Raw genomic sequence first — 25,774 nt, 5'->3', positions numbered from 1 at the left:
AAATGCCGGGTTTCCCCCGACTCACCCACCCTGAACTCTCCCCCCATGGCCAACACCCAGCAATCCCAACAGATGGCAAATGCGATCCGCGCATTGGCCATGGACGCCGTTCAACAAGCCAACTCCGGCCACCCCGGCGCCCCCATGGGTATGGCCGACATGGCCGTGGCACTGTGGAGCCGCCACCTCAAGCACAACCCCACCAACCCCCAGTGGTTTGACCGCGACCGATTTGTGCTGTCCAACGGCCACGGCTCGATGCTGCTGTACGCATTGCTGCACCTCACCGGCTACGACCTGCCCATCGGCGAGCTGAAGAACTTCCGCCAGTTGCACAGCAAGACCGCCGGCCACCCCGAAGTGGGCATCACCCCCGGCGTGGAAACCACCACAGGCCCGCTGGGCCAGGGCATCACCAATGCCGTGGGCTTTGCGCTGGCCGAAAAGCTGCTGGCTGCGGAGTTCAACCGCGAAGGCCATGCCGTGGTGGACCACCACACCTACGCCTTCCTGGGCGATGGCTGTCTGATGGAAGGCATCAGCCACGAAGCCGTGTCGCTGGCGGGCGCCTGGAAGCTCAATAAGCTGATCGCCCTGTACGACGACAACGGCATCAGCATCGACGGACAGGTTGCTCCCTGGTTTGCCGACAACACCCCCCTGCGCTTCGTGGCCAGCGGCTGGAACGTGATCGGGCCCATTGATGGCCACGACGCCGACAAGGTGGCCGCAGCCATCGTCGAAGCCAAGAAGCAGACCGAGCGCCCCACGCTCATCGTGTGCAAGACACACATCGGCAAGGGCAGCCCCAACCGCGTGAACACCGCCAAGGCCCACGGCGAGCCCCTGGGCGCCGAAGAAATCAAGCTCACGCGGGAAGCCCTGGGCTGGACCAGCGAGCCCTTCGTGATCCCCGAAGACGTGTACGCCGGCTGGGACGCCAAGGCCGCTGGCGCTGCCGCTGAAGCCACCTGGAACGAACGGTTCGCCGCCTACAGCAAGGCTTTCCCCGAGCTGGCTGCCGAATACACCCGCCGCATGCAGGGCGACCTGCCCGCCAACTTTGCGCAAGTGGCCGTGGACACCGTGGTGGCAGCGCACACCAAGGGCGAGACTGTGGCCAGCCGCAAGGCCAGCCAGCTGGCGCTGGAAGCCTTCACCGCTGCGTTGCCCGAACTGCTGGGCGGCAGCGCCGACTTGACAGGCTCCAACCTCACCAACACCAAGAGCACACCCAATCTGCGCTTTGACATGCAGGGCAACGTGGTGCAGACCGCGCTCGAAAACGGCCAAAAAATCGGTGGCCGCCACATCAACTACGGCGTGCGCGAATTCGGCATGGCCGCCATCATGAACGGCGTGGCGCTGCACGGTGGCTTCATCCCCTACGGCGGCACCTTCCTCACGTTCAGCGACTACAGCCGCAACGCCATCCGCATGGCTGCGCTGATGAAGCAGCGCGTGATCCACGTGTTCACGCACGACTCCATCGGCCTGGGCGAAGACGGCCCCACACACCAGTCCATCGAGCACGTGGCCAGCCTGCGCCTGATTCCCAACCTCGATGTCTGGCGCCCCGCCGACACGGCAGAAACCGCCGTGGCCTGGAGCGTGGCCCTGTCCAACCGCAACAAGCCCACCGTGCTGGCCCTGTCGCGCCAGAACCTGCCCTATGCGCCCAAGCGCGACTTGGGCGACATCTCGCGCGGCGCCTACGTGCTGAGCGAGCCTGCCGACGTGGGCCTCAAGAAGAAGCCCGTGGCCGTGATCATTGCCACCGGCTCTGAAGTGCAGCTGGCCCTGAAGGCCCAGCGCCTGCTGGCAGACAAGAAGATCGGCGTTCGCGTGGTCTCCATGCCCAGCACGACCACCTTCGACCGCGAAGAGGCCAAGTACAAGAGCAGTGTGCTGCCTGCGGGCGTGCCGCGCGTGGCCGTGGAAATGGGCGTGACCGACGGCTGGTGGAAGTACGGCTGCGCCGCCGTGGTGGGCATCGACAGCTACGGTGAATCGGCCCCCGCGCCTGTGCTGTTCAAGCACTTCGGCTTCACCGAAGAGAACGTGGCCGACGCAGTGCTGGTGGCCATCGGCGCGGCCCGCCTGAAGCCTGCCAAGAAGGCGCGTTAAAACGCCCTTTGCCCGCTGCGCACCGCTGCCAGCGGGCGCGCGGCGGCCAATTCATGATTTCGACTTTGCAACTTTGAAGAGACTCCCTATGACGATCAAGATTGGTATCAACGGCTTCGGCCGCATCGGCCGCAACGTACTGCGCTCGGCCATCCAGAACTTCAGCGACATCGAAGTCGTGGGCATCAACGACCTGCTGGAGCCTGAGTACTTGGCGTACATGCTGCAGTACGACTCGGTGCACGGCCGCTTCAAGGGCACCGTGGCGGTCGAGGGCAACACCCTGATCGTCAACGGCAAGAAGATCCGCCTCACGCAAGAGCGCGACCCTGCCAACCTGAAGTGGAACGAAGTCGGCGCCGATGTGGTGATCGAATCCACCGGCCTGTTCCTGGACAAGGTCACGGCGCAGAAGCACCTGGACGCTGGCGCTAAGAAGGTCATCCTGTCGGCTCCGTCAAAAGACGACACCCCGATGTTCGTGTTCGGCGTGAACCACGACACCTACGCTGGCCAGGCCATCATCTCCAACGCATCGTGCACCACCAACTGCCTGGCTCCCGTGGCCAAGGTGCTGAACGACAAGTGGGGCATCAAGCGCGGCCTGATGACCACCGTGCACGCTGCCACCGCCACGCAAAAGACCGTGGACGGCCCTTCGAACAAGGACTGGCGCGGCGGCCGTGGCATTCTGGAAAACATCATCCCCTCCAGCACTGGCGCTGCCAAGGCCGTGGGCGTGGTGATCCCTGCGCTGAACAAGAAGCTGACCGGCATGTCCTTCCGCGTGCCCACCTCCGACGTGTCGGTGGTGGACCTGACGGTGGAGCTGGACAAGGCTGCCACCTACGAAGAAATCAAGGCCGAAATGAAGGCCCAGTCCGAAGGCGCCCTGAAGGGCGTGCTGGGTTACACCGAAGACAAGGTGGTAGCCACCGACTTCCGTGGCGACACCCGCACGTCCATCTTTGACGCTGACGCCGGCATCGCGCTGGACGGCACCTTCGTCAAGGTCGTGAGCTGGTACGACAACGAATGGGGCTACTCGAACAAGTGCCTGGAAATGGTGCGCGTGGTCGCCAAGTAAGCTTTTTTGAGAAGTTGAAAAAGCGCTAGTAGCAACTACCCTGTTCAAGCCGGCCGCCTGCAAAGGCCGCCGGCTTTTTTTCGTCTGCGCGTTTGTGGTGGCTTGCCCCGCCTCAGAGCATGGCAGCGGTAGGTGCCCGCGGCGGCGCGCTGGCAATGTGCACCGTGCGGGTAGGAAACGCAAATTCCACGCCCATGGCTTTGAACTCGCGCAGCAGCCCCAGGTTGATGGACTGCTGCAGGTCCATGTAGAGGTTGTAGGCCGGGTCTTCGACGATGTAGACCACCTCATAGTCCAGCGAGTTGGTGCCCAGCGCCTTGAAATGTGCACGGTCAAAGCGCAGCTCCGGGTGTGCCTCGATGAGGTTGCGCACAACGCCTGGAATGGCCTCGGCCTGCTCGGGGGTGGTGCCATAGGCTACGCCAAAGGTGAACACGATGCGCCGCCGCTCCAGCATGCGGAAGTTGCTGATGGTCTGCTTGAGCAGGTCGGTGTTGGACATCACGATCTGCTCGCCCTGCAGACTGCGGATGCGCGTGGTCTTGAGACCAATCACCTGCACGGTGCCCGACACATTGCCCACCACGATGAAGTCGCCCACCTCGAAAGGCTTGTCCACCGCAATCGCTAGCGATGCGAACAGGTCGCCCAAAATGTTCTGTACCGCCAACGCCACGGCAATACCGCCCACCCCCAGGCTGGCGATGAAGGCCGTGATGTTCACCCCCACGTTGGACAAGATGGCCAGCAGCACCACGCTCCACAGCAGCGTGCGCAGCCCCCACGACATCAGCGTGGCCGAGGCGCTGACCTGCGTCATGCCGCTGGACGAGTGCCGCTCCACATAGCGGCGTACGCCAATGCCAATCGCGCGCATGCCCCACAGCCCCATCTGCAGCGCCACGGCGACAAACCACAGCTGGCTCAGACGGCTCTCCCAGCGGCCCGGCAGGTCGAGCAGGCTTGCGCCCACCAGCAGTGCCACCACCAGCATCAGCGTGCGGCTCGTGCCTTCCAGCACATCCACCAAAGTCAGTGCCATGCCGCTGTGTGACTGCGTGGCCCACACTTTGGCGCGGCGGGTCAGTAGGTGCAGCACCACAAGGGTGGCTGCGTAGGTGGCCACAGCCGCCGCCAGGGCCACACACAGGCTCCATAGCGGCACGCCCGCAAAGGTGGTCTCCTGGACCCAGTTAAAAAAGGTGGATGGCGGCATGCAGTAACTCTCCTCTTCGTTGTGTTGCGGTGATGGAGCAGGCGTGCGCAGCGCCCGCGCAGAGGCCACGGCCATGGGACGTGGCGTACGGGTGAAGGGCACCCGCAACAACACGCTGCGTGCGCGTGCTGTCATTGATCGAGACCTGGGGGAGATGAGAGTTCCCGAACGCAACAAGCCACTCTCCTTCACGCAAATGGTGGGCGCCTTGTTTGCAAGTGTTCGTAAGACATGCCCCACAGCAATACAGAGGCAGGGCCTACGCCTGCTTGCCGGGCGAGCCCCAACAATGCATCAACACCAGAACCCCCTGGTGGCCCGCCCGATACGTCGGTACGGCCTACCCAACCACCTCCAGAGGAGTCCACCACACCATGCATTCATCCGCATTGATCCGTACCGCCACAGCGGCACTCGCACTGGGCGCACTGGCCGCCTGTTCTTCCACCCCGGCGCCCACCGAACAGATGGCGGTCACCCGCACCACTGTCAACCGCGTGGCGGCTGCCCCGGCTGTGGCCACCAGCTCCCCCGTGCAGCTGCAGCAAGCACGCGAGAAGCTGATGCAGGCCGAAAAAGCGATGGCAGAGAAGGACTATGTGGCGGCACGCCGCCTGGCCGCTGAGGCCGAGGTAGATGCCCGTGTCGCTGAAACACGCGCAGACGCGGCCAGCAATGCCGCCAACCTCGCCCAAGTGCAAGACGGTATCCGCGCACTGCAAGAAGAAATCAACCGCCGATCGCCCCGCTGAGCCAGCGCCAACCATGGGGCCACCGCGCCCCCTGGCTTCGCCTCAGGCACACACCGTTGAGGCCCCCGCGATTGCCCCACCCCATTTCAAGGAACACCTGACCATGCACCGCTTTTTTCACCGAACCACCGCCCTGTGCACCAGCCTGATTGCCGTTGGCCTGCTGGCCGCCTGCGCCAGCACCACCCCATCGCCCGCGCTGGAAGAGGCCCGTACCGCAGTGAGCACCGCTGCAGGAGACCCGGCCGTCAACCAGTACGCGCAGCTCGAACTGAAGCAAGCCACCGACGCACTGGCCAAGGCCGACCGCGTGTGGGCCGATGACCGCGACACGTCCGAGACCAACCACCTGGCGTACATCGCTCGCCAACGCGCCGAGATCGCCACCAATGCAGCCCGCGCACGCCAGCTCGATGCCAACATCAAACAGGCAGGCAGCGAAGCCGACCGCATCCGTCTGCAGGCCCGCACCCAAGAGGCTGACGCGGCCCGCCTGCGCGCCCAGCAAGCCCAGCAGCAGGCGATGAGCGCCGAGCAACGCGCCGCACAACAGCAGGCGCAAGCCACCGCTGCCATGGCCCAGGCCAATGCGGCACAAGACCGCGTGCGCGCACTCGAAGCGCAATTGCGCGAACTCGAAGCCCAGCAGACCGAACGCGGCCTGCTGGTGACCTTGGGCGATGTGCTGTTTGCCTTCAACAAGGCCGAACTCTCGGCCCAGGCCGGCCCGCGCCTGGACAAGCTGGCGAACTTTCTCAAACAGTTCCCGGACCGCAAGCTGTTGATCGAGGGCTACACCGACAGCGTGGGTGGCGACAGCTACAACCAGGACCTGTCAGACCGCCGCGCGCAGGCCGTGCGCGATGCGTTGGTGCAGCGCGGCGTGGACAGCAGCCGCATCGCCGCACGCGGCTACGGCAAGGCCCACCCGGTGGCTGACAACGCGTCGCCCGAAGGCCGCGCCATGAACCGCCGTGTGGAGATCGTGATTGCCGATGACAAGGGCAATTTGCGAGGCCGTTGAGGCCCCACAAAAAGTCCTACCGTGAAGCCGTATTGAAGCTGCAGTGAACCTGCACTGAAGCCCACAAAGACCGCGCCGCCTACGCTGCGCGGTCTTCAAACGTTTCGGTATCGACTTCGCTCGCGGATTGTGCGTTGTAGCGCTGGCCCACTACCGTGCGCTCGTTGATCAGCGCATCCAGCCGCGCCATGGTGGCGGCGTCCAGCCGCACGTTGGCAGCACCCAGGTCGTCCTGCAAATGCTCCACACTGGTGGTGCCTGGGATGGGAATGATGTGCTCGGCCTTGTGCAGCAGCCACGCCAGCGCCAGCTGGGCGGGGGTGCAACCCATATCGTGCGCAATGGCTTGATAGCCGTCGAGCAGATTCAGATTGGCGGCATAGGCGTCGGGCGCAAAACGGGGCATGGCGCGGCGGATATCCTTGGCATCCAGCGTGCTCACATCGCGCAGATCGCCACACAGAAAGCCCCGCGCCACGGGGCTGAACGCCACAAAGGCGGCGCCCAGTTCTCGGCAGGCGTCCAGCACAGCAATCTCGGGGTTGCGCGTCCAGAGCGAATACTCGGTCTGCACCGCAGCAATGGGGTGCACCGCGTGCGCCTTGCGCAGCGTGGCGGCCGACACCTCCGACAGGCCGATGCTGCGGATCTTGCCCGCACGCACCAGGTCGGCCAGTGCGCCCATGCTGTCTTCAATGGGCACCTTCTTGTCCCAGCGGTGCAGGTAGTACAGGTCGATCACGTCGGTCTGCAGACGGCGCAGGCTGTCTTCGCAGGTCTGGCGCAGCGTGGCGGGGCGGCCGTCGATCACGCGTACCAGCTTGCCGTCGCCATTCACATCCACGCCCTGCATGCCGCATTTGCTGGCCAGGGTGAAACGGCTGCGGTGCTGCTTCAGCACACGGCCCACCAGGGTTTCGTTGGCGCCAAAGCCGTACAGCGTGGCGGTGTCAAACAGCGTCACGCCCGCATCCAGCGCGGCCAGCAGCACGCGTTCGCCCTGCTCGGCAGACACCGGGGCGCCATAGGCGTGCGACAGGTTCATGCAGCCAAGGCCGATGGCCGAGACGGAGAAAGGTCCAAGGTTTCTTTGTTGCATGCCGCGAGCTTACGGCAAGCGAGGCAACCCACCGGGTGGCTCGGGCTTGGAGGCTGGGCTAAGCCTTTGCAACGGGTGGCCGCTTCGCCCACAGCTCAATGCGCTCGCCCGCAGCACAGGCGGCCACCAGCTGCGCAAACCGCGCCTCCCGGGTCGCATCGCGTTTGGCGGATGTGACCCAGTGCAGCATCACCTTGCGGTAGCTGGGCGGTGTGGACTCCTGAAAGTACCGCCACGCGGCCTTGTTGCGCTGGAAAATGCGTTGCAGCGCCACCGGCAGCTCGGCCACCCCCGCCTGCTCGTGCGAGTAAATGGCCGACTTGTCTGCCTTGCGGTGCGCGAAGGCGGCCAGCCCCGCAGGCGTCATGCGGCCTGCCGCCTGCAACTGCTCCACTTTGGCGATGTTGACCGCACTCCAGATCGACGACGGCTTGCGCGGAGTGAAGCGGATCGAATACGTGTGCTCGTCAATACGCCGCCGAATGCCATCGATCCACCCAAAGCACAGCGCTTCGTCCACCGACTCCGGCCAGCCCAAGCTGGGGCGGCCCGAGCCCACCTTGTGAAAACCCACCAGCAGCTCCGTCGCGCTGGCGGCGTGGCGCTCCAGCCAATCGTGGAACGCCTGCGGGGTGGCAAAGAAGGTGGGCGCGGGCTGCTGGATCATGGTGCTGCAAACGTCCTTCCGTCTTGCCTTCTTCCTACCAGTTGCAGCTGCAGGTGCGCGGGTCAGGCCACCACGGCGTCATGCACTTGCTCGGCGTGTGGTCCCAGCGGCACCACGCACAGCGTCACACCATCAAGCGTGAGCACCAGCCCCAACTGCCCGCCTACCTGCACCACCCCACCCACAGTGGCGCTTGCGCGCTGGGCACGCGGTGGCACAAGCTGCATCGCCTGGGCTGCGGCATGCACCGCCCCCGCGCTGACGGGCGGCTGGCGCAGCAGCGCCCACAGTGTCTGTGGGTCTCGCGATTGCAGCGACTGCAGATACAGGCGCAGCACTGCGGCGTTGGCGCCCTTGGGTTCATCGCTGGATTCGTCGCCCTCCTGCGCCTGCCGCAGCCGCTGCAAGGCGCGGCGCAGTTGCTGGCGGCTGGCTGCTTCAGACCGACCGCTGGCCTGCGCCAGCTCGGCATGGCTGGCGTCGAACACAGCATGCAACAGCAACGCAGCGCCCTCCGCAGGCGTCACATACTCGGCAAGTCGCCGCAGCGCCAGCGTGGCCTGCTGCGCAAGAGCCGCATCGGCCTCCGCAGAAGGTGCGACCGCGCCAGCGACATCGGCGTGCGCGCTCTGCACGGCTTCAGCCAGCCATTGCGCCATCCACTGGCGCCGCCGCAAACGGTCGATGGCCAGATTGCGCACCACAGTCAGCAGCCAGGCCTGGGCAGCATTGAGCGCAGGGGCATTGGCCTCCAGCGCGCGCACATAGGCGTCCTGCACCGCGTCTTCAGCATCGACCGGGCCTAGAAGGCGCGTGGCGGCGCGCACCAAGGCACTGCGGCTGGCGCCTACGAGCGCCACGGTGTGTTCGTCTTTTCGCATCGGAGCATGGTGCCACAGGCAGACCCAAAGCAGACTAGGACAGCAGTTGATGGACGAATGCAAGGATCCGGCGTTGGGTCGAAGGAAGGGCTCAGGCCCAAAGCAGACCTTGCGCGTAGCGTACCAATCGATCGGTGTGGCGGACTTCTGTAAAGTCTCAACATGTTGATCCATCACCCTCGTTCCACGCCCCAACTCCACCGCGATTTCCTCGATCGCGCCGTCTCTATCTTGGCAGCAGACTCCCGGGTTGTCGGTGTTGCAGCGGCCGGCTCCTATTCTGCAGACCTGATGGACGACTACAGCGATCTAGATTTGGTCGTCGTGTGCGAGGGCGCGAGCTTTGACGAGGTGATGCAGAGCCGCAAGCAAGTCGCTTCCAAGCTCGGGCGGCTGGTGGCAGCGTTCACAGGCGAGCACGTCGGCGAGCCACGCTTACTGATCTGCCTTTACGGACCACCCGCCCTTCATGTTGACCTCAAGTTTGTTCGCATTGAGGATCTGAAAGACCGGGTCGACCAACCCACCGTGTTGTGGGAGCGCGATGTGCGGCTGACCGAGGCACTAGCCCACGGGAAGCGAGCATTTCCCCCGCCCGACCACCAGTGGATCGAAGATCGATTCTGGGTGTGGGTGCACTACGGCGCCTCGAAGATTGCCCGCGGAGAACTGCAGGAGGCGTTGGACTTCTTCTCTTTTTTGCGCGGGTGCGTGCTTGGTCCGCTTGGGCTTGAACGTGCGGGCAAGGCACCCATCGGTGTTCGGCGGGTAGAACTAGTGCCAGAGTTGGCGTCATTGCTGGCAAACACGGTTGCTACTCTGAATGCTCCCGCATTGTTGGAAGCGCTGGAGAACACTATCGCGGCGTATCGGACCCTTCGTGCGTCGACGGTCAAAGTGAACACAGACGGCGAATACGTTGCCATGAATTTTTTGCACCAAGTACGCAGCCAAATGGGTTGAAGGCCCCGGGGCGTTCTTCACGTACCCTGGAGCCGCAAGTTCCGGTTCTGGCCGATAGCACCCACCCCAATGTCACCCAGCAGTTGCAATGCAGCCTAACCCTCTGGCCTGGGGGAAACATAGGTAGCTACGCCTGACAAGGCTGGCTGAACGGGCACAACCCGCAGCAAAAAGCCACCCGCTATTCCCCCCCGCGACAAGCTCCACCCGCCGTTCCATGGACAATCTCGGCATGTCTGGCGCACCTACTCCTACTTCACCCCCCTCCTCGCCCCGCCCCGTGCTGATAGCTGGCGGCGGCATCGGTGGCATGGCCACTGCCCTGACCCTGCACCAGATCGGCGTGCCCTGCATCGTCTTTGAAACAGTGCCCGAGCTGCAGCCGCTGGGCGTGGGCATCAACCTGCAGCCCAACGCCGTGCGAGAACTGCACGACCTGGGGTTTGGCAACGAGGTGCTGGACACGATTGGCCTGCAGGCGCGCGAATGGGCGCTGGTGGGTCGCAACGGCAACGAGGTGTACGCCGAGCCACGCGGGCTGGAGGCGGGCTACCACTGGCCCCAGTATTCGGTGCACCGGGGGCAGCTGCAGATGATGCTGTTCAACGCGGTGCGAGAGCGCCTGGGAACCGACGCAGTGCAGCTGGGGCAGCGGGTGGTGGGCTACCGGCAGGATGCAAACGGCGTCACCGCCATTGTCGAGACACGCGACGGAGAGAAGCGTGAGGTAGCTGGCTCGCTGCTGATTGCCGCCGACGGCCTGCACTCGGCCGTGCGGGCGCAGATGCACCCCACGCAGCCGCCCATCCAGTGGGGCGGTGCCATCATGTGGCGCGGCACCACGCCGGGGGTGCCGGTGCGCACGGGCGCGTCGTTTGTGGGCGTGGGCTCGCTGCGGCACCGTGTGGTGTTCTACCCCATCACCCCGCCCGACCCGGCCACAGGCCTGGCCACCATCAACTGGATCGCCGAGATCACGGTCGACAACCAGGGCGGCTGGCAGCAGGGCGACTGGAACCGGCGCGTGGCACTGGAGGAGTTCATCCACCACTTCGAGGGCTGGAACTACAGCTGGCTGGACGTGCCTGCCATGCTGCGCGGCGCCAAGGACATTTTTGAGTACCCCATGATCGACCGCGACCCGGTGCCCACCTGGGTAGACGGCCGCGTGGCGCTGCTGGGCGACGCGGCGCATGTGATGTACCCCGTGGGCTCCAACGGTGCCAGCCAGGCCATCGTGGATGCGCGCGTGCTGGGGGCGCAGCTCATCGCGCACGGTGTGGGCCCGCAGGCGCTGCGTGCCTATGACGACAAGCTGTGCAAGGACATCTCTGCGCTGGTGCTGCGCAACCGGGGCTCCGGCCCGTTTGGTCTGCTGGGGCTGGTGGACGAGCGCTGCGGCGGGGTGTTCGACCACATCGACGACGTGCTGCCGCGCGAGGAACGCGAGGGCTTCATGGCCCGCTACAAGGCGGCGGCGGGCTTTGCGATCGAGACGCTGAATGCGGCGCCGCCCACCATTGCGCCGGGGCAACGCGTGGCCGCAGGCTGAACAGTCCAAAGGGTGCAGTGCGGGCCAGTGGGTCCGCCATGCAGCGCTGGCCTGGATATGCAAGCGCAGAGAAATGTCACGCCCGGCGTGTCTCGTTCGTCAAGGCAGTCCTATCACTCGCAAGGACTTGCCCCATGGACACGCCAGATACAACCACACCCGCTTCAGCCCCTACCCAAGGCGCCGAACCGCGCACGTCTTACCTGGAAGAAAAAGCATTCAAGGCCCGCACTCTGCTGGTCTTTGGCACCATCACCGACACCCTGGCCGCCGATGTGGCGCGGCGGCTGATTGCGCTGGATGCCGAGAGTGCCGAGCCCATCGACATGCTGGTGAGCTCGCCCGGCGGGCACCTGGAGTCGGGCGACACGATCCACGACCTGGTGCGCTTCATCACAGCGCCGGTGAACATGATTGGCACCGGCTGGGTGGGCAGCGCGGCCACGCACCTGTACTTGGCGGCGCCACGCGAGCGGCGGTTCTGCCTGCCCAACACGCGCTTTCTGATCCATCAGCCCAGCGGTGGCGCCGGCGGCCCGGCCAGTGACATCGCCATCCAGGCGCGCGAGATGGTGAAAGCGCGTGAGCGGATTGCAGCCACCATCGCTCGGCAGACCGGCAAGCCGCTGGAGGTGGTGCTGGCAGACATCGAGCGCGACCGCTGGCTGTCGGCCGAAGAGGCCGTGGACTATGGTCTGGTCTCGCGCATCATCGAGCACAAGGCGGCATTGAAGGAGTGATGCCAGGCACCCCTAACTATCAAATGCATAGCTGCTGGCGCTTGATATAAAAGCGCCAGCAGCCAATTGGGCTTGCAATCAGCCTGCGTTGAGCTGCAGCTCCAGGTCGTGCAGCACCTGGTAGCACGGCAGCACCTGTGCCACGCTGGCGTTGGGCTCGCGGCCTTCGCGGATGGCGGCGAAGAACTCGCGGTCCTGCAGCTCGATGCCGTTCATGCTCACATCGACCTTGCTCACGTCGATCTTCTCTTCCTTGCCATTCACCAGGTCGTCGTAGCGCGCGATGTACGTGGCCGAGTCGCCGATGTAGCGGAAGAAGGTGCCGAGCGGGCCGTCGTTGTTGAACGAGAGCGACAGCGTGCAGATGGCACCGTTGGCGGCCTTGAGCTGGATGCTCATGTCCATCGCAATGCCCAGCGTGGGGTGGATAGGGCCCTGGATGGCGTTGGCCTTCACGATGGGGCTGCCGGCCTGGTAGGCGAACAGGTCCACCGTGTGGGCAGCGTGGTGCCACAGCAGGTGGTCCGTCCAGCTGCGGGCCTGGCCCAGCGCGTTCATGTTGGTGCGGCGGAAGAAGTAGGTCTGCACATCCATCTGCTGGATGTTGAACTCGCCTGCCGTGATCTTCTTGTGCACGTACTGGTGGCTGGGGTTGAAGCGGCGGGTGTGGCCACACATGGCCACCAGGCCGGTCTGCTTTTGCAGGGCGATGACCTTCTCGCCATCGGCCAGCACGTCGCACAGCGGGATCTCGACCTGTACATGCTTGCCCGCTTCCAGGCAGGCGAGGGTCTGGCTGGCGTGCATCTGCGTGGGCGTGCACAGGATCACGGCGTCCACCTCCTTGATCGCCAAGCTGTCGGCCAGGTCGGTGGTGACATGCTTGATGCCGTACTTGTCGGCCACTTCCTGGGTCTTGGCCAGGTCGCGGCTGATGAGGGAGACGACTTCAACGCCGTCAATGTTCTTGATGCCGTCCAGGTGCTTGATGCCGAAGGCGCCAGCGCCGGCGAGTGCGACTTTGATGGTCATGGTGTGTGTCCTTTGGCGTGTTTTTTAGGTGTTCTCAAGAATCAGGTGGCCCACGGCGGTGTTAGACGCGGGCACATGGTAGAAGCGGTGCGCCAGCTTGGGCGGCTTGCCACCGGCCACATCGGCCATGGCGCCGCGGGCGATGAGCCACATCACGAGTTCAATGCCTTCGCTGCCGGCTTCGCGTACATAGTCGATGTGCGGGATGCTGGCGGCGGCCTCGGGGTCGTTGATGAGCTTGTCGAGGAAGACGTTGTCAAACTCCTTGTTGATGAGACCTGCGCGCGGGCCCTGCAGCTGGTGGCTCATGCCGCCCGTGCCCCAGATGTGCACGTTGATATCTTCGTCGTAGCTCTCCACGGCCTTGCGGATGGCCTGGCCCAGGTTGTAGCAGCGGCGGCCGCTGGGCACGGGGTACTGCACCACGTTGACGGCGAACGGGATCACCGGGCAGGGCCAGGCGCCCGTCTTAGGATCTTGCTGGCCGCACATCAGCGACAGCGGCACGGTGAGACCGTGGTCCACGTCCATCTTGTTGACGATGGTGAGGTCAAAGTCCTGCTGGATGACCGACTGGGCAATGTGCGCGGCCAGGTCGGGGTGGCCCTGCACCACGGGCACGGGGCGGGGGCCCCAGCCCTCGTCGGCGGGCTGGAACTGCGCGGCCGTGCCGATGGCGAACGTGGGGATCATCTCCAGGCTGAAGGCCGTGGCGTGGTCGTTGTAGACCAGGAAGATCACGTCGGGCTTGTTGTCCTTCATCCATTGCTTGGAGAAGTCGTAGCCCGCGAACAGCGGCTTCCAGTAGTCTTCCTGCGTCTTGCCCAGGTCCAGCGCAGCGCCAATGGCAGGCACGTGCGACGTGAACACGGAGGCGGTGATCTTGGCCATGGTCAGTTTCCTTTCTTGCCGGCAGCGCCTTGTGGCTGGCGGTGAGCCTGTGCGTCGCCGTCTTCGCCGATCACGCGGTTGCCATTGGCCGAGCGGCCGCCGCTGATCATCATGTTGCGGTATTCCTCTTCGGTCATGCCGGTCATGCTGCCCGCCATCTGCTGGAAGCTCTTGCCATCGGTGGCGCCGATCTTGGCCAAAAAGTAGATGTTGCCGCCCAGGCGGATGCACCAGTTCAGGTCGCGTGCCAGCACGGCCTGCTTCTGCTCTTCGGTCATCGCCCATTCATCGAGGTAGGCGCGTTCGTTGGCCTTGAAACGCTCGCGGTTGCCAGCCTTCATCAGGCTCATGCAGAACTGGTTGAGCCAGTAGCCCTTGCGGCTTTGCTCGGCGTCGAAGATGGTCGTGCCGGGCACGTCCAGGTAGGGTTTGTCGAGTGGCATGGCATCAGCCTTTCTTTGTCACTTCTTCAGGCCAGTAGAGGCGCATGGGGTTATCCACCAGCAGCTTTTGCTGCAGCTCGGCCGTGGGGGCGATGTGCGGAATGAAGTCCACCAGCAGGCCGTCGTCGGGCATGTGGTCCTTGAGGTTGGGGTGCGGCCAGTCGGTGCCCCAGAGCACGCGGTCGGGGAACTCTGCGACCACCTTGCGGGCGAACGGGATCACGTCGGTGTAGGCATTTTGCTCGCCGTTCAGGGCCTTGGGGCCAGTCACGGAGAGGCGCTCGGGGCAGCTCACCTTGCTCCACACATTGGGATGCTGGCGCATGAACTTCAGGAACAGCTCAAACTCCGGTCCGTCCACTGGCTTGTTCACATCGGGGCGGCCCATGTGGTCCACCACCACGGTGGTGGGCAGGGCAGTGAAGAAGTCCCACAGCTCGGGAAGGTCCACGGCCTCGAAGTAGATCACCACGTGCCAGCCGAGCTTGGCGATGCGCGCGGCAATCTCCATCAGCTCGTCCTTGGGCGTGAAATCCACCAGGCGCTTGACGAAGTTGAAGCGCACGCCACGCACACCAGCGTCGTGCATGGCCTGCAGCTCTTGGTCGGTGACCGAGCGCTTGACGGTGGCCACGCCCCGCGCCTTGCCGCCAGAGTGGACCAGCGCATCCACCATCGCGCGGTTGTCCGCACCGTGGCAGGTGGCCTGCACCACCACGTTGCGCGCAAAGCCCAGGTGGTCGCGCAGCGCGTACAGCTGGTGTTTGCTGGCGTCGCAGGGCGTGTACTTGCGCTCGGGCGCGTAGGGGAACTCGGCCCCGGGGCCGAACACGTGGCAGTGCGCGTCCACAGCGCCTGCGGGCACCTGGAAGCGGGGTTTGCTGGGGCCGGCGTACCAGTCCAGCCAGCCGGGGGTCTTGGTGAATTCGCTCATGGGCGTGGGTCCTTGGTTGCTGGGTGGGGCAGGTCAGTCGAGGGACACGTTGGCCTTCTTGATCACGTCGCCAAAACGCTGGCTCTCGTCCTTGACGAACTGGGCGAACTGCGCGCGCGTTGTGGGGAAGGGCTCGTAGCCAAAGCTCTTGAACTTCTCCTGCACATCGGCGCCGGACAGGGCCTGCTCGATGTCCTTACGGATCTTGTCGGTCACGGCAGCGGGCGGGCCGGGCGGCACGGCGATGGCGTTCCAGCCCGTCACCTCAAAGCCCTTGGGGCCACCCGATTCGCCCACGGTGGGCACATCCGGAAAGCTGGCCAGGCGCTGCGGCGCGGTGACGGCCAGAAAGCGCAGCTTGCCCGCACGTTGCAGCGGCCCGGCCGTGGCGGCGCTGCCCAGCGCAAACGACAGCTCGCCGGTGGAGACCGAGGTGTAGAGCTGCGTGGTCTCTTTGTAGAGCACATGCTCCATCTGCGTGCCGGTGGCGCTTTCAAACAGCTCGGAGCCCAGGTGCACCGGGTTGCCGATGGACCAGGAGCCGTAGTTGAGCTTGCCGGGGTTGGCCTTGGCGTCGGCCACGATGTCGCCCACGGTTTTGTATTTGCTGTTGGCGGCCACCGTGAAGAAGAAATAGGTCTTGAACAGCGGCAGCAGCGTGTCGAAGTCCTTGGCCGTGTCGTACGGCAGCTTCTTGAACAGGCTGGGGTAGGCGGCCAGGTGCACGTTGTCGAGCACGATCAGGTCATGCCCGTCCTTGGCGCCGCGCTTGAACGCGTCGATGGCGATGAAGCCATTGCCACCGGGGCGGTTCTCGACGACCACAGGCTGGCCCCAGCTCTTGGACAACTTGTCGGCCACCAGGCGGGCCACGCCGTCCGGGCCACCGCCAACGGGGAAGGGCGTGATGATGCGCACGGGCTTGGACGGAAACGCCTGCGCCGAGGCGAACTGGGGCACACAGCCCAGGGCTGTGGCCAGGCCCACGGCCAGGCCCACACGGCGGGAGAGAGAAACGGGAGACACGGAACAACGCATGGAAAGAAGAAGCTGCTTGCTATTAATTACATAGCTGCAAGCGCATGATTGACTAGCGCTTGCAGCCCAAAAGACTTAAAAACGGCTCAATCGATGTACTTGAGGCCCGCCTTCTCCAGGCCGGGGCGCATGTTGTACATGTCCAGGCCCAGCACGCCGCTGGCCAGTTTGGCGCGCTTCTCGCCCTCAAAGCTCTCGCGCTTTTGCGCGGCGGCCAGGGTCTCGGCCGCGCGGTCGGCGGGCACACACACCACACCGTCGTCGTCGGCCACGATCACGTCGCCCGGCGTGACCAGTGCACCGGCGCACACCACGGGGATGTTGACCGAGCCCAGCGTGGCCTTGATGGTGCCCTTGCTGCTGATGGCGCGGCTCCACACGGGGAAGTTCATCTCCTGCAGCGTCTTCACGTCGCGCACACCGGCGTCGATGATGAGCGCGCGCGCGCCCCGGGCCTGGAAGCTGGTGGCCAGCAGGTCGCCAAAGTAGCCGTCGGTGCACTCCGAGGTGACGGCCGCCACCACGATGTCGCCGGGCTGGATCTGCTCGGCCGCCACATGCATCATCCAGTTGTCACCGGGCTGCAGCAACACGGTGACGGCCGTGCCGCTGACCTGCTGGCCACTGTAGATGGGGCGCATGTAGGGCTTGAGCAGGCCCACGCGGCCCATGGCCTCGTGCACGGTGGCCGAGCCGAGGGCGGCCAGGCCGTCGGCAGCTGCGCGGTCAGCGCGGGTGATGTTGCGATAGACAACGCCAAGTTCAAACATGTCAGAGCCCCTTTGCCTTCAGGCGTGAATCGAGTCGGGAGAACACGCGGCGCGTGTTGGCTTCGTAGATCTGGTGCTTGTCTTCCGCGCTCAAGATCTTGGACGCCTCGATGTAGCGCTTGGTGTCGTCGTAGTAGTTGCCGGTGGTGGGGTCAATGCCCCGCACCGCGCCGATCATTTCGCTGGCGAACAGCACGTTCTTCACCGGGATCACGGTGTTCAGCAGGTCGATACCGGGCTGGTGGTACACGCAGGTGTCGAAGTACACGTTGTTCATCAGGTGCTCGTCGAGCAGAGGCTTCTTCATCTCCTGCGCCAGCCCACGGAAGCGGCCCCAGTGGTAGGGCACTGCGCCACCGCCGTGCGGGATCAGGAACTTGAGCGTGGGGAAGTCCTTGAACAGATCGCCCTGGATCAGCTGCATGAAGGCCGTGGTGTCGGCGTTCAGGTAGTGCGCGCCGGTGGTGTGAAAGCACGCGTTGCAGCTGGTGCTCACGTGGATCATGGCGGGCAGGTCGTACTCCACCATCTTTTCGTAGATGGGGTACCAGTGCTTGTCGGTCAGCGGGGGGCTGGTCCAGTGGCCGCCGGAAGGGTCAGGGTTCAGGTTGATGCCCACGGCGCCGTATTCGTGCACGCACTTTTCCAGCTCAGGGATGCAGGTCGCGGGATCGACACCGGGGCTTTGCGGCAGCATGGCCACGGGCACGAAGTGGTCGGGGAACAGCGTGGAGACCCGATAGCACAGCTCGTTGCAGATGGCGGCCCAGGTGCTGGACACATTGAAGTCGCCGATGTGGTGGGCCATGAAGCTGGCGCGCGGGCTAAACAGCGTGATGTCGCTGCCGCGCTCCTTCATCAGCTTGAGCTGGTTGGTCTCGATGGACTCGCGCAGCTCGTCGTCGCTGATGTGCAGGTCTGCCACTTTGGGCATGGCGGCTGGGTCTTTGATGCCGGCGATCTGCGCATTGCGCCAGTTCTCCAGCGCCTTGGGGGCCGTGGTGTAGTGGCCGTGGCAGTCGATGATGAGGCTCATTTTGGTGTGCTCCTGGAAGGTGTTCTTGTGATCGGTCAGGCGGGGGTCATGCCCTGCTTTTGCTTGGCGTCCGCCGCAGCGGGAGAAGCCAGGTAAGCCAGCAACGCACGTGCTGCATCCGCCTGTTGCGAATGCACGCCAACGCCTGCGGAAAACGTGGTGGTGATCTGGATGGCCGGTGGCAACGGGCCCACGATCTGGATGCCCTGCACGTGCAGCAGCTCACTCAGTTGCTGAAAGCCCAACGCCACCTCGCCCTTGGCCACCAGCGAGCCCACGGGCACGCCGGGGGCCGCCTGCACCATGCGCGGGGCGATCTGATCGGCAATGCCCCAGCGCTCGAACAGCTTGGCCAGCGCCACGCCGCTGGGGCCGGTGGACAGGCTGATGCTGGGCGCAGCCAGCACGGCAGCGCGCACGGCGTCTTCGCTCGACAGGTCGGGCAGCGGCGCGCCCGCAGGCACGGCCACGGCCACGCCGGAGTGCACCCAGTCCACCTTGCTGCCGGGCACCAGGTGGCCTGCGGCCATGAGCTTGTCGATGGCGTCGGAGGCGAGAATCACCACGTCGAACGCCTCACCGGCCGCCACACGCTTGGCAGCGTCCACACCGCCCACCGATTCGATGGCGGCCTGCGTGCCCGACTGCTCCGCAAAACCAGCCACCAGGTCGGCCAGCACCTGGCGCGTGGCCATGGAAGAAATGCCTCGGATCACAGCTGGCGTCATGCGTTGTCTCCTGCCGGGCTGCGGGTGGCCCAGGCGGTGCGTGCAGTTGTATACATGCCGCCGATTGTGGGCAGCCGCAGCCCAAACATGAAGGCGGCACCGGCACTACCAGATATATCATTCCGTGATCGTTGACCCACAGCTATTGCAAATAGCAGAGAGCCTTGCCATGGACCTCAAGCAGATCGAATACTTTGTGCGTGTGGCCGAGCTGGGCAGCTTTACCCGCGCGTCGGTGGTGCTGGACATCGCCCAGCCAGCCCTGAGCCGCCAGGTGCGCCTGCTGGAGGTGGAGCTGCGCCAGAACCTGCTGGTGCGCAACGGCCGGGGCGCCACGCCCACCGAGGCGGGCAAGCTGCTGCTGGAGCACGGGCGCGGCATCCTGCACCAGGTGGAGCGCGCGCGAGAGGAACTGGGCCGCGTGCGCGGTGCGTTGGCCGGGCGCGTGGCCATCGGCCTGCCGCCCAGCATTGCCAAGGTGCTGACCGTGCCGCTGACGCGCGCCTTCCGCGTGAAGATGCCCGACGCGGCGCTGGCCATCAGCGAGGGCCTGTCGGTGGCCATGCGCGAATCGCTGACCACCGGGCTGCTCGACATCGCACTGCTTTACAACACCACGCCCGCGCCGGGCATCGAGACCACGGCGCTGCTGGAGGAAGACCTGTTTCTGGTGCAGCGCCGCGCCCCCGGGCAGAGCGAGGCGGAGGCCGATGCCCTGGCCCGCACGCCCCTGCCGCTGGACGAGCTGCCGCGTTTTCCGCTGGTCATCCCCACGCGCCCCAACTCCATCCGCATGCTGGTGGAATCCGAACTGGCAGCACGCGGCAAGCGCCCACAGATCAGCCTGGAAATCGACGGCGTGGCGGCCATCCTGGACCTGGTGGCCGATGGCGCGGGCTGCGCGGTGCTGCCCATGAATGCGGTCACCACGTCGGGCAAATCGGAAGTGTTCAGTACCCGGCCCATCCACGGCGCGGGCAGCGATGGGGACGGCGAGGAGGAAGGCGGCAGCACCCGCCTGCGCAGCAAGCTGTTCATGGCCGTCAGCTCGCAACGCCCGGCCACACTCACACAGCAGGCAATGGCAGAGCTGATTCGGACGACGCTGCAGGCGTTGTACAGGTCTCCCCCCTGAGCCGCTGCGCGGCATCCGCCCAAAGGGGGACGGCACCCTTGCTGCGGGGCGGCCCTTGCTCGGTGCCTCTGGCATTGCGCCGCGCCAGTTTCACCGGCGGGTGGCGATTCGCAGGCTCAGTCCTTTGCAGGCACGACGGACAAACTGTCCAACACCCGGTCCGCATAGTCCTGCCAGCGCGCGTCCTTGGGCAGGCCGTGAAAGACGCCTTCGCGGGCCAGGTCGGCCACCCACTGCTGCTTGGCGGCAATGGCCGAGGCCATCAGTGGCTCCATGCCGGCCTCGTGCACCGTGTGGGCCGATTCGCGCATCTCTTCGGCGCGGCGCGGGCCGTGCTGCACGACGCGGCTGAAGAAGTAGCGACCCTGTTCGTGCCAGTCGATGGAGGGAAAGGTCTCGGCCAAGGTGGGCAGCACATGGTCTTCCACGCCGTAGTGGCGGGCGGTGGAGTAGCTCTCAATCACCAGGGCTTCGAGGCCTTTGATCATGATGCTGCGGCACATCTTGATGGCACTGGCCACGCCCAGTTGCTCGCTCACGGGTTTGGCATCCATGCCCCAGCTGGTCAGCACAGCGGCCAGTGCGGCGGCCTGGGCACCGCCCAGCAACATGGGCACGCGGATGCCGTAGGGGGGCACCGAGGTCATCACACCCGCCTCGACATAGTGCGCACCCCGCGCCTCGATGAGCGCAGCGGCCCGCTGCTTGGTGCCGGGCGATGCCGAGTTGAGGTCCAGGAACACGGTGCCGGGGCGGATGTGCTGCGCGGCCTCCTGCGCCACGGCCAGCGTGTTCGATGCGGTGACGGCCGAGATGATGCAGTCACAACGCGTGCACAGTGCCTGCATCCCATCCACGGCCACCACGCCCGCTTGCGCGGCGTGCTTCTGCAGGGCGTCGCGGTGCGCGGGGTCGGCCAGCTTCAGGTCCCAGGCAGCGACCGAGGCCACGCCGGGCTGGACACGCAAGCCCGCACTGAAGATCTTGCCCACCTCGCCATAGCCCACGAGGCCGATGTGTGTGATGTTCATCCGATTTGCCTTTCGGTCACAAAAGCCGAAGCGCAGCAACCGTCACTGCCGCGCGATCTTGGCCCGGGCGATCACGTCGCTCCAGCGGCGCACATCGGCCGTCAGGTGCTCGCCCAGTTGCGCGGGGGTGCTGCCCTGGGCATGGAGGTTCAGTTCCAGCAGGCGCTTTTTCACATCGGGCTGGGCCAGTGCGGTCTGCACTTCGCGCGACAGACGCTCCACCACGGCAGCAGGTGTCTTGGCGGGCACGGCCAGGCCGTTCCACGACGTGACGTTGAAGCCCGCCAGTGGCCCGCCGCTTTCGCGCACCGTGGGCACGTCGGGCAACTGCGGCGCCCGCTGCGCGCCCATCACAGCCAGCGGCCGCAGGGCCTTGGCGCCGATCTGTGGCATGAGACCCCCCAGGATGTCGATCATCACGTCGATCTCGCCACCCCGCAGCGCCGTGATGACCGGCGGCGTGCCGTTGAAAGGCACCACCTGCGCGTCGATGCCCGCCGTCACCTTGAACAGCTCGGCCGCCAGGTTCTGTGTGGTGCCGATCTGTGGCGTGCCGATATTGAGCTTGCCCGGGTGGGCTCGCGCATAAGCCAGAAGCTCGGCCAGGGAGGCAAAACGCCCGCCTTCTTTCACCACCACGGCCAGATCAAACGTGGCCAGCAGCGAGACAGGCGCAAAGTCCTTGAGCGTGTCAAACGGCAGCGACTGGAACAGCGCGGCGCTGACCGCCGTGCCACTGCTCACCAGCAGCAGCGTGTGGCCGTCGGGCTCAGCCCGCGCTACCAAGTCTCCCGCTACCACGCCGCCAGCGCTGGGTTTGTTTTCGATGACCACGCTTTGCCCCAGCGGGCCGGCGATCTTCTGGCCCACGGTGCGCGCCGTGATGTCGGCCGCACCGCCCGCCGCATTGGGTACGACGATGCGCAGCGGGCGTGAGGGGAAAGCGGCCTGCGCGCTGGCCGCACCGCCGAACGACGCTGCCAGCCAGGCCAGAAGGGTTCTGCGGTGCACGGCTTGCATGGCGCGCGCTACCGTGCCACGCCCAGCAGGCGGTCCAGCAGCTCGGGTTGGGCGCTCAGCTCGGCAGCGCTGCCGGTGTGCACCACAGTGCCCCGGTCCAGCACGGCGGCGTGGTCCGAGATGGCCAGGATGGCCTGCGGATGCTGCTCCACGATGATGGCCGACAGGCCCTCTTCGCGCGTGATGCGGCGGATGGCGCGCAGCAGCTCTTCCACGATGATGGGCGCGAGGCCTTCGAGCGGCTCATCCAGCAGCAGCAGGCGCGGGTTGAGCACCAGCGCGCGGCCCACGGCCAGCATCTGCTGCTCGCCACCGGAAAGCTGCGTGCCCAGGTTGGTCTTGCGCTCGGCCAGGCGCGGGAACATTTCGTACACGCGCTCGGGCGTCCACGGCCGTGCGGTCGATCCTTTGCGGCCCGGGCGCGCCACGGCCGTGAGGTTCTCGTGCACCGTGAGCGACTTGAAGATGTTGCGCTCTTGCGGCACCCAGCCGATGCCGGCCGCCGCGCGTTCGTGCGGGGGCAGCTTGTGCAGCGCCACACCGCCCAGGCTCACCGTGCCCGCATGCTGGCGCGTGGCCCCGGCCAACGTGTTGATGAGCGTGGTCTTGCCCGTGCCGTTGCGCCCCAGCAGGGCCAGCGTGTCGCCTTCGGGCAGGGCCAGCGAAATGCCTTGCAGCACCACGGCCTCGCCGTAGCCTGCGCTCAGGCCCTCGATGCGCAGGAGTTCTGTCTTAGACATGCGCATCCTCCCCGTGACCGAGGTACACCGCCTTCACCTGCGGGTCATTGGCAATCGTGTCCGGGTCGCCCTCGGTGAGCACCGTGCCGTTGACCAGCACCGTCATGCGGTTGGCAAAGCTGAAAACCAGGTCCATATCGTGTTCGATCAACAGCACCGAGACATCGGCGGGCAGGGCCGCCACGGTCTGCAGCAGCTCCTCGCGCTCGCCGGCGGGCACACCGGCCACGGGTTCGTCGAGCAGCAACACGCGCGGCTGGCAGGCCAGCGCAATCGCAATCTCCAGCAGGCGGCGCTTGCCGTAGGCCAGCACGCGCGTTTCCTCGGCCATGACGGAGGTCAGGTGGAACTGCTCCAGCAATTGCTCGCAGCGCTCGGTGACCGCCTTGCTCGCCCCCAGCGGTTGCCACCACTTGCCGCCCAGGCCCTGGTGCTGCGACACGGTGAGCGCCAGTGTCTCCAGCGGCGTGAGCGTGTCGAACAACTGGTTGATCTGGAAGGTGCGCACCATGCCGCGCTGCACACGCTGGTGCGGCGCCAGGCGCGTGATGTCCTGGCCTTCGAGGGTGATGAAGCCTTCGGTGGGCTCCAGCACGCCAGTCAGCAGGTTGATGAGCGTGGTCTTGCCCGCGCCATTGGGGCCAATGAGCGCATGGCGCGCACCCTTTTGCAGGTTCAGCGTGACGTTGTTGGTGGCCGTGATGCCGCCAAAACGCTTGACCAAGCCCTTGGCCGACAGCACGGTGGTGGAGGTTGTCGTGTTCATATCAATGGCCTCCCGCTTTGGAGGCAACCCCGGCCTTGCGACCGGCGCCAAACCAGGTCCAGGGGCGGAAGAGACGGTCGCGCCCGACCAGTACCAGCACCACCAGGAACAAGCCCACCCAGAAGGTCCAGTACTGCGGTGTGATGGACGAGATCACGTCCTGCAGCAGCTTGAAGCCAATGGCGCCCAGGATGCCGCCATACAGCCAGCCCACGCCGCCGATCACCAGAATCAGCATCACGTCGGCCGAGCGGTGGAACTCGAACAGGTCGAGCGAGGCAAAGCCCGTGGTCTGCGTGAGCAGTGCGCCCGCAGCACCGGCCAGCGCAGCGGCCAGCGTGTACACCTGCGCCAGCTTGGCCGTCACGGGGATACCGATGGCCATGGCGCGCAGCCGGTTGTCGCGGATGGCCTTGAGCGTGGCACCAAAAGGCGACTGCACGATGCGGCGCGCGATGAGGAAGAACACCAGCAGCACGGTGAGCGAATACCACGCGGCCGTGCGGCCGTACAGGTCAAACTCGAACTGGCCAAGCACCGGCCCCATCATCACGCCCTGCAGGCCGTCGGCGCCACCGGTCAGCCAGTCGAGCTTGTTGGCCAGCTCCAGCATCACCAGTCCCACGCCCAGCGTGACCATGAGGCGGGTGAGATCGGTGCCGCGCATGATGGTGAGCGACGCCACGGCGCCCAGCACGGTGGCCGCGCCAATGCCCACGGCCAGGCCCACCAGCGGGTCGGGCATCACATGCTTGGCAAACAGCGCGGCCGCGTAGCCGCCCAGCCCGAAGAAAGCCGCGTGGCCCAGCGAGACGATGCCGGTGTAGCCCAGGATGAGGTCCAGCGAAATCGCGAACAGCGCCACGATGGCGATCTCGTTGATGATGAGCGCATGGCTCGGCAGCGCCAGCGGCGCGGCAAAGGCCAGCAGCCACAGCACGGGCTCCCACCAGCGAAAGCGCCGGGCCTGCAGCAAGGTGTTTTGCAGGTTCGACATCACTTGCCCCCCTTGCGCACAAAGAGGCCCTGGGGGCGCCAGATGAGAATCAGGATCATGAGGCTGTACACAATGAAGGCGCCCAGCTTGGGGATGTAGTACTTGCCTGCCACGTCGGCAATGCCGAGCAGCAGCGCGGCCAGCAGCGGGCCGGTGATGGACGAGGTGCCGCCGACCGCCACCACGATCAAAAAGTAGATCATGAACTTGAGCGGGAAGCTCGGGTCGAGACCCAGCACCTCCGCGCCCAGCGCACCGCCCAGGCCAGCGAGGCCGGACCCGAAAGCGAAGGTGGACAAAAACACGATGTTCACGTTGATGCCCATGCCAGCTGCCACGCGCTGGTCGTCCACACTGGCGCGCAGGCGGCTGCCGAAGCGGGTTTTGGTGAGCACATACTGCAGGCCCACGGTGAGCGCAGCGCACACCGCGATGATGAACAGGCGGTAGTGCCCCATGCCCAGCATGAGGGCACCGGTGCCGATCTCGGTACGGCCCTTGAGCCATTCAGGCAGCTGCATGATCTGCTGCGTGGAGCCCACAAAGTAGTCCACGCTGGCCACGGCCATGAACACCAGGCCAATGGAGAACAGCACCTGGTCCAGGTGGGCCTTGTGGTACAGCGGGCGGTACAGCGTGCGCTCCAGCACGCCGCCCAGCACGGCCGTACCGACAAAGGCGATGGGCAGGCAGACGAGGAAGGGCACATCCAGCCGCTGCATGAGCAGCACGGTGATGTAGCCCCCCGCCATGGCAAAGGCCCCGTGCGCGAGGTTGATGAAGTTCATCAGCCCCATGGTCACGGCCAGGCCGACTGCCAGGATGAACAGCAGCATGCCGTAGGCAACGCCGTCGAAAAGAATGGTCAGCATGAAATCACTTCATTGAAGACAAAAGTGCACCACCCTGCTCAGGGCTGTGGAAGTGCGACGAATCACCAAAGCCGGACGTTCAACCTGCGGCCCCCGGTTTCGACAGGCTCAGCCCGAACGGATCGAGAGGGAGCCTGCCCGTAAATACTGGCGCGGCCCAGACCAGCGGCCGCCGCGCAAGGGTCGCCCCGCCGCGCTGGCGGCGCCCCCCTTGGGGGCTGAGTGCCGCGGCT

At 65.6% G+C, this 25,774-nt stretch carries 26 protein-coding genes; 8 read left to right on the top strand and 18 right to left on the bottom strand.

All coding sequences use genetic code 11. The features are described from left to right. Positions 1-45: 45 nt before the first annotated feature. Together tkt and gap are read left to right on the top strand one after the other, a co-directional pair. Positions 46-2,127 (top strand): transketolase, encoded by a 2,082-nt coding sequence (gene tkt / locus ACTJKQ_RS10325; protein WP_440596767.1) that lies wholly within the window; start codon positions 46-48, stop codon positions 2,125-2,127. Between the two features lie 88 nt (positions 2,128-2,215). Further along, the gene (gene gap, locus ACTJKQ_RS10320) at positions 2,216-3,214 is read left to right on the top strand and encodes a type I glyceraldehyde-3-phosphate dehydrogenase (protein WP_099731861.1); all 999 of its coding nucleotides are present in this window, start codon (positions 2,216-2,218) and stop codon (positions 3,212-3,214) included. Between the two features lie 112 nt (positions 3,215-3,326). Here gap and ACTJKQ_RS10315 read toward each other — a convergent pair whose 3' ends face one another. Further along, the gene (locus tag ACTJKQ_RS10315) at positions 3,327-4,430 is read right to left on the bottom strand and encodes a mechanosensitive ion channel family protein (protein WP_440596805.1); all 1,104 of its coding nucleotides are present in this window, start codon (positions 4,428-4,430) and stop codon (positions 3,327-3,329) included. Between the two features lie 374 nt (positions 4,431-4,804). On the opposite strand from ACTJKQ_RS10315, the gene ACTJKQ_RS10310 reads away from it, so the two are divergent. Continuing rightward, entirely contained in the window at positions 4,805-5,182 is a 378-nt protein-coding gene (locus ACTJKQ_RS10310; RefSeq protein WP_108499265.1) for a DUF4398 domain-containing protein, read from the top strand. Positions 5,183-5,285: 103 nt separating this feature from the next. After that, entirely contained in the window at positions 5,286-6,206 is a 921-nt protein-coding gene (locus ACTJKQ_RS10305) for an OmpA family protein (RefSeq protein WP_108499268.1), read from the top strand. 79 nt (positions 6,207-6,285) lie between these two features. Here ACTJKQ_RS10305 and ACTJKQ_RS10300 read toward each other — a convergent pair whose 3' ends face one another. From ACTJKQ_RS10300 to ACTJKQ_RS10290, 3 genes are all read right to left on the bottom strand, one after another. Continuing rightward, positions 6,286-7,305 (bottom strand): aldo/keto reductase, encoded by a 1,020-nt coding sequence (locus ACTJKQ_RS10300; protein WP_108499264.1) that lies wholly within the window; start codon positions 7,303-7,305, stop codon positions 6,286-6,288. Between the two features lie 58 nt (positions 7,306-7,363). Further along, positions 7,364-7,972 carry a YdeI/OmpD-associated family protein gene (locus ACTJKQ_RS10295; protein ID WP_440596766.1) on the bottom strand — a complete coding sequence of 203 codons (609 nt, stop codon included), beginning with the start codon at positions 7,970-7,972 and terminating at the stop codon, positions 7,364-7,366. Positions 7,973-8,034: 62 nt separating this feature from the next. After that, on the bottom strand, positions 8,035-8,853 hold the full coding sequence (locus tag ACTJKQ_RS10290) for a sigma-70 family RNA polymerase sigma factor (RefSeq protein WP_108499262.1): 819 nt from the start codon (positions 8,851-8,853) through the stop codon (positions 8,035-8,037). A gap of 162 nt (positions 8,854-9,015) precedes the next feature. On the opposite strand from ACTJKQ_RS10290, the gene ACTJKQ_RS10285 reads away from it, so the two are divergent. The 3 genes from ACTJKQ_RS10285 to ACTJKQ_RS10275 all read left to right on the top strand — a co-directional run bounded on the left by ACTJKQ_RS10285 (position 9,016) and on the right by ACTJKQ_RS10275 (position 12,108). Next, positions 9,016-9,816, top strand: a complete 801-nt coding sequence (locus tag ACTJKQ_RS10285) for a nucleotidyltransferase domain-containing protein (RefSeq protein ID WP_108499261.1) — start codon at positions 9,016-9,018, stop codon at positions 9,814-9,816. A 232-nt stretch (positions 9,817-10,048) separates the two neighbouring features. Continuing rightward, positions 10,049-11,368 (top strand): flavin-dependent oxidoreductase, encoded by a 1,320-nt coding sequence (locus ACTJKQ_RS10280; RefSeq protein ID WP_436076828.1) that lies wholly within the window; start codon positions 10,049-10,051, stop codon positions 11,366-11,368. Positions 11,369-11,502: 134 nt separating this feature from the next. Beyond that, a complete protein-coding gene (locus ACTJKQ_RS10275; RefSeq protein ID WP_440596765.1) occupies positions 11,503-12,108 on the top strand; it encodes an ATP-dependent Clp protease proteolytic subunit in 606 nt (201 codons plus the stop codon). A gap of 78 nt (positions 12,109-12,186) precedes the next feature. On the opposite strand, the gene ACTJKQ_RS10270 is transcribed toward ACTJKQ_RS10275, so the two are convergent. The 8 genes from ACTJKQ_RS10270 to ACTJKQ_RS10235 form a co-directional block, all read right to left on the bottom strand. After that, on the bottom strand, positions 12,187-13,140 hold the full coding sequence (locus ACTJKQ_RS10270; RefSeq protein WP_108498508.1) for a Gfo/Idh/MocA family oxidoreductase: 954 nt from the start codon (positions 13,138-13,140) through the stop codon (positions 12,187-12,189). A gap of 24 nt (positions 13,141-13,164) precedes the next feature. Next, on the bottom strand, positions 13,165-14,031 hold the full coding sequence (locus tag ACTJKQ_RS10265; RefSeq protein ID WP_440596764.1) for a class III extradiol dioxygenase subunit beta: 867 nt from the start codon (positions 14,029-14,031) through the stop codon (positions 13,165-13,167). Between the two features lie 2 nt (positions 14,032-14,033). After that, positions 14,034-14,474 carry a protocatechuate 4,5-dioxygenase subunit alpha gene (ligA, locus tag ACTJKQ_RS10260; protein WP_056067994.1) on the bottom strand — a complete coding sequence of 147 codons (441 nt, stop codon included), beginning with the start codon at positions 14,472-14,474 and terminating at the stop codon, positions 14,034-14,036. 4 nt (positions 14,475-14,478) lie between these two features. Then, on the bottom strand, positions 14,479-15,408 hold the full coding sequence (locus ACTJKQ_RS10255; RefSeq protein WP_108498511.1) for an amidohydrolase family protein: 930 nt from the start codon (positions 15,406-15,408) through the stop codon (positions 14,479-14,481). A 33-nt stretch (positions 15,409-15,441) separates the two neighbouring features. Further along, the gene (locus ACTJKQ_RS10250) at positions 15,442-16,446 is read right to left on the bottom strand and encodes a Bug family tripartite tricarboxylate transporter substrate binding protein (protein WP_440596763.1); all 1,005 of its coding nucleotides are present in this window, start codon (positions 16,444-16,446) and stop codon (positions 15,442-15,444) included. Positions 16,447-16,532: 86 nt separating this feature from the next. After that, entirely contained in the window at positions 16,533-17,216 is a 684-nt protein-coding gene (ligK, locus tag ACTJKQ_RS10245) for a 4-carboxy-4-hydroxy-2-oxoadipate aldolase/oxaloacetate decarboxylase (RefSeq protein WP_440596762.1), read from the bottom strand. A 1-nt stretch (position 17,217) separates the two neighbouring features. Next, positions 17,218-18,252 carry an amidohydrolase family protein gene (locus tag ACTJKQ_RS10240; protein WP_108498512.1) on the bottom strand — a complete coding sequence of 345 codons (1,035 nt, stop codon included), beginning with the start codon at positions 18,250-18,252 and terminating at the stop codon, positions 17,218-17,220. A 35-nt stretch (positions 18,253-18,287) separates the two neighbouring features. After that, positions 18,288-18,980 (bottom strand): substrate-binding domain-containing protein, encoded by a 693-nt coding sequence (locus tag ACTJKQ_RS10235; RefSeq protein ID WP_440596761.1) that lies wholly within the window; start codon positions 18,978-18,980, stop codon positions 18,288-18,290. A gap of 169 nt (positions 18,981-19,149) precedes the next feature. On the opposite strand from ACTJKQ_RS10235, the gene ACTJKQ_RS10230 reads away from it, so the two are divergent. Further along, positions 19,150-20,115 (top strand): LysR substrate-binding domain-containing protein, encoded by a 966-nt coding sequence (locus ACTJKQ_RS10230; protein WP_056067984.1) that lies wholly within the window; start codon positions 19,150-19,152, stop codon positions 20,113-20,115. 116 nt (positions 20,116-20,231) lie between these two features. Here ACTJKQ_RS10230 and ACTJKQ_RS10225 read toward each other — a convergent pair whose 3' ends face one another. The 6 genes from ACTJKQ_RS10225 to ACTJKQ_RS10200 are packed head-to-tail and all read right to left on the bottom strand — an operon-like array spanning position 20,232 to position 25,541. After that, complete coding sequence (locus tag ACTJKQ_RS10225) at positions 20,232-21,146, bottom strand: DUF1932 domain-containing protein (RefSeq protein WP_440596760.1); 915 nt, start codon at positions 21,144-21,146, stop codon at positions 20,232-20,234. 42 nt (positions 21,147-21,188) lie between these two features. Continuing rightward, positions 21,189-22,166 (bottom strand): tripartite tricarboxylate transporter substrate binding protein, encoded by a 978-nt coding sequence (locus ACTJKQ_RS10220; RefSeq protein ID WP_440596759.1) that lies wholly within the window; start codon positions 22,164-22,166, stop codon positions 21,189-21,191. 8 nt (positions 22,167-22,174) lie between these two features. Next, positions 22,175-22,906, bottom strand: a complete 732-nt coding sequence (locus ACTJKQ_RS10215; RefSeq protein ID WP_056743247.1) for an ABC transporter ATP-binding protein — start codon at positions 22,904-22,906, stop codon at positions 22,175-22,177. Beyond that, positions 22,899-23,672, bottom strand: a complete 774-nt coding sequence (locus ACTJKQ_RS10210; protein WP_440596758.1) for an ABC transporter ATP-binding protein — start codon at positions 23,670-23,672, stop codon at positions 22,899-22,901. The genes ACTJKQ_RS10215 and ACTJKQ_RS10210 overlap by 8 nt, the downstream gene beginning before the upstream one ends. Position 23,673: 1 nt before the next feature. Continuing rightward, positions 23,674-24,669: a branched-chain amino acid ABC transporter permease gene (locus ACTJKQ_RS10205; protein WP_056742977.1), complete on the bottom strand. Its 996-nt coding sequence runs from the start codon at positions 24,667-24,669 to the stop codon at positions 23,674-23,676. Then, the gene (locus ACTJKQ_RS10200) at positions 24,669-25,541 is read right to left on the bottom strand and encodes a branched-chain amino acid ABC transporter permease (RefSeq protein ID WP_110960851.1); all 873 of its coding nucleotides are present in this window, start codon (positions 25,539-25,541) and stop codon (positions 24,669-24,671) included. Before ACTJKQ_RS10200 ends, ACTJKQ_RS10205 begins: the two co-directional genes overlap by 1 nt. Positions 25,542-25,774: the final 233 nt, after the last annotated feature.

This window comes from Acidovorax sp. 22279, assembly GCF_052045435.1.
Lineage (GTDB): Bacteria > Pseudomonadota > Gammaproteobacteria > Burkholderiales > Burkholderiaceae_C > Acidovorax > Acidovorax delafieldii.
This window is presented reverse-complemented; position numbering and strand designations above follow the sequence as displayed.